Annotated in this window: 4 protein-coding genes and 1 pseudogene; 2 read left to right on the top strand and 3 right to left on the bottom strand. The window is 71.8% G+C overall.

Going from position 1 to position 2,905, the window contains the following annotated elements; all coding sequences use genetic code 11:
• The 3 genes from H5J29_RS27555 to H5J29_RS27545 form a co-directional block, all read right to left on the bottom strand.
• On the bottom strand, positions 1-523 hold a 523-nt coding region (locus H5J29_RS27555), incomplete at its 3' end, for an MFS transporter (protein ID WP_376768580.1).
• A gap of 79 nt (positions 524-602) precedes the next feature.
• Positions 603-1,277 (bottom strand): Crp/Fnr family transcriptional regulator, encoded by a 675-nt coding sequence (locus tag H5J29_RS27550; RefSeq protein ID WP_181783911.1) that lies wholly within the window; start codon positions 1,275-1,277, stop codon positions 603-605.
• 187 nt (positions 1,278-1,464) lie between these two features.
• Positions 1,465-1,713 (bottom strand): hypothetical protein, encoded by a 249-nt coding sequence (locus tag H5J29_RS27545; protein ID WP_181783910.1) that lies wholly within the window; start codon positions 1,711-1,713, stop codon positions 1,465-1,467.
• A 202-nt stretch (positions 1,714-1,915) separates the two neighbouring features.
• Here H5J29_RS27545 and nth point away from each other — a divergent pair, with 202 nt between their 5' ends.
• The gene (nth, locus tag H5J29_RS27540; RefSeq protein ID WP_220188011.1) at positions 1,916-2,665 is read left to right on the top strand and encodes an endonuclease III; all 750 of its coding nucleotides are present in this window, start codon (positions 1,916-1,918) and stop codon (positions 2,663-2,665) included.
• 46 nt (positions 2,666-2,711) lie between these two features.
• Positions 2,712-2,905 (top strand): annotated as a pseudogene (locus H5J29_RS27535) (TlpA family protein disulfide reductase); the annotation flags it as partial.

Here is a 2,905-nt window from a genome sequence, read left to right as displayed (position 1 = left end):
GAGATCGAGACCGGGCTGCGGACGACGTCGGTGCCGAGGTTCGTGCGCCGCTGGACGACACCTCGAGGCTGATCGCCTCGTAGCTCAGCGCCGCCTCACGCTGCCGACCGGAGGGCACGAGCCGCTCCCAGAGCGCCCGGGTGGCTGCGGGCATCGCCGGCATGACGAGCCCGCTGAAGAACGCCAGTCCCACGACCAGCGGCAGCGGCGCCCCCAGCTCGATCCCGGCGACCAGGGCCGCCGCGCCGAGGGTGAACAGCGTGGCCACGACGAGCAGCACGCCCGACGGCCCGCGCCGGTCCATCAGCCTGCCCTGCGCCACCGTGCCGATCGCGACCCCGACCAGGGAGCCCGCCGACACCAGACCCGCCGTGGCGAACGAGCCCTCGACACGCTGGACGTAGAGCAGCGTGGCGAAGCTGTACATGGCGATCGGCAGCCTGCCGATCGCGGAGTAGACCACGGGCAGCGTGGCGCCGGGCACGGTCAGTGCGGAGCGGTAGTCGGAGAGCGAGACGGACACGCTCCGCAGGATCGCACAGTCTGGTACGCCCGTACCAGTTTTTTCGTGGAGACCCCCGTTACCAGGGGTCCGAGTCGATCTAGCGGGCGCGCCGGGCGAGCCGCTCGGGCTCGAGGATGAGCACGCTCTTGCCCTCCAGCCGCAGCCACCCGCGGTGGGCGAAGTCGGCCAGCGCCTTGTTCACGGTCTCACGGGAGGCGCCGACGAGCTGGGCGATCTCCTCCTGGGTGAGGTCGTGGGTCACCCGCAGCAGGCCGGACTCCTGGGAGCCGAACTGGCGCGCGAGCTGCAACAGCGACTTCGCGACGCGACCGGGCACGTCCGTGAAGATCAGGTCCGCGAGCATGTTGTTGGTGCGGCGCAGCCTGCGCGCCAGCACCCGCAGCAGCTGCTCGGCGATCTCCGGGCGCTTGCCGATCCACTCGCGCAACGCGGCGCGGTCCATGCTGTAGGCCCGCACCTCGGTGACCGTGGTGGCCGACGACGTGCGCGGGCCCGGGTCGAAGATGGACAGCTCACCGAACATGTCCGACGGGCCGGCCACCATCAGCAGGTTCTCGCGACCATCGGGGGACTTGCGGCCGATCTTCACCTTGCCACCGGCGATGATGTACAGCCGGTCGCCCGGCTCACCCTCGCTGAAGATGACGTGCCCACGCGGGAACTCCACGGGCTCCAGAGCCTGGGCCAGCACCTCGGCTGCGTGCGGCTCCACTCCCTGGAAGATCCCGGCCCGGATCAGAACATCGTCCACAACACCTGCTCCTCGTCCACATCCCCCGCGTGGCGTACGCGGGGGATCATCGGCGCGCCAGTCTAGGGGGTCGATCCGCACAATGTGACGAGACAACGCAGGAACACGGTGCCCGAACGGAGCATTCACGCTGCGGGACCGACCCGATGGGCCCCCCGCCCGGACGACCCGAGCCGGGCCGAACGGGCTAGGACGACACCTTACTCCGCCGTGCGGACCGCTTCCCGCCCCGGTTGCGCAGGCGGAACAGCTCCAGCGCCCGCCCCGTCCCCTGCCGGAACAGGGCCCGGACCTCGTCCGGACGGGGGCGCTCGAGCAGCTCGTCGAGCTCGTCCTGGCGCAGCGTGGACTCCCGCAGCCGGGACTCGACGCGCTCCATGCCCAGCGCGAAGAACATCACCAGAAGCGGTACGAGAACGGCCAGCCACGCAGTCATATCGCCACCGATGATGGCCTACCCCGCGGCCGCGGGGCGCACCGGGGTCCCGGCGTGTCGCGATCGATGCGCGATCGATACCGCGACCAGCAGCGACGCGATCGTCACGCTGCGTGCCGATCGCGGGAGTGTCGGTGGTCGGCCGTAGTCTCGCGACGTGACCACCACACTCCGGCGCCCCACGGGCCGTGAGGTCGCGAAGCTGTCCGCGCGGATCGCCGCGGGAGAGAGCAGCGTCGGCCGCGCGCGCCGCGTCGGGCGCATCCTCCGGTCGCTCGCCGTCGCCTATCCCGAGGCACACTGCGAGCTGGACTTCCGCGATCCGCTCGAGCTCGCCGTCGCCACGATCCTGTCGGCCCAGTCCACGGACAAGAAGGTCAACGAGATCAGCCCCGCGCTGTTCGCCCGCTACCGGACCGCGGCGGACTACGCGGGCGCGGACCGCGCCGAGCTGGAGGAGTACGTCCGGCAGACGGGCTTCTACCGCAACAAGTCGACCGCGCTGATGGGCCTGGGCGCGGCACTCGTCGAGCGGTTCGGGGGCGAGGTCCCCGGGAACCTCGACGATCTCGTCACGCTGCCGGGGATCGGCCGGAAGACGGCGAACGTGATCCTGGGCAACGCGTTCGGCGTCCCCGGCATCACCGTGGACACCCATTTCGGCAGGCTGGTGCGCCGCTGGGGCTGGACCACGGAGGAGGACCCGGTCAAGGTCGAGCACCAGGTCGGCGCGCTGATCCCCAAGCGGGACCAGACCATGGCCTCGCACTACGTGATCTTCCACGGGCGCCGGGTCTGCCACGCCAAGAAGCCCGCCTGCGGCGCGTGCACGCTGGCGATGGACTGCCCGTCGTTCGGGCTGGGACCCACGGAGCCCGCGGTCGCCGCGAAGCTGGTCAAGGGACCGGAGGCACCCCACCTGCTGGCGTTGGCGGGGTTGGGCGAGGGGTGAGCGGGGCACGGTCGGGGTCGGCTCGGGCGGGCGCGGCGTGAGGGTGGTGCGCGGGCATCGGGCGGAGATCGTCAGCACGGTCGTCGTGCTGCTGCTGGTGGTGGTCGGCGTGATCGCGTTGTGGCCTCGCGAGGCTGCGGCCCCGAGCACCTCCGTGCCCACCCGGACCGCCGATCTCGCCGATCTCCGTGCCCGGGCGGCGCTGCCCGCCTGCCCCACCGGCAGCGGACCGGGCGCGGG

The sequence above is a fragment of the Pseudonocardia pini genome (genome assembly GCF_013870575.1).
Lineage (GTDB): Bacteria > Actinomycetota > Actinomycetes > Mycobacteriales > Pseudonocardiaceae > Pseudonocardia > Pseudonocardia pini.
Note: the sequence above shows the minus strand (reverse complement) of the source record. Positions and strands in the feature narration are given on the sequence as shown.

Coding starts and splice junctions, on each gene's coding strand:
- H5J29_RS27545 (WP_181783910.1), bottom strand. CDS start 1,713: ATGACTGCGTGGCTGGCCGTTCTCGTACCGCTTCTGGTGATGTTCTTC.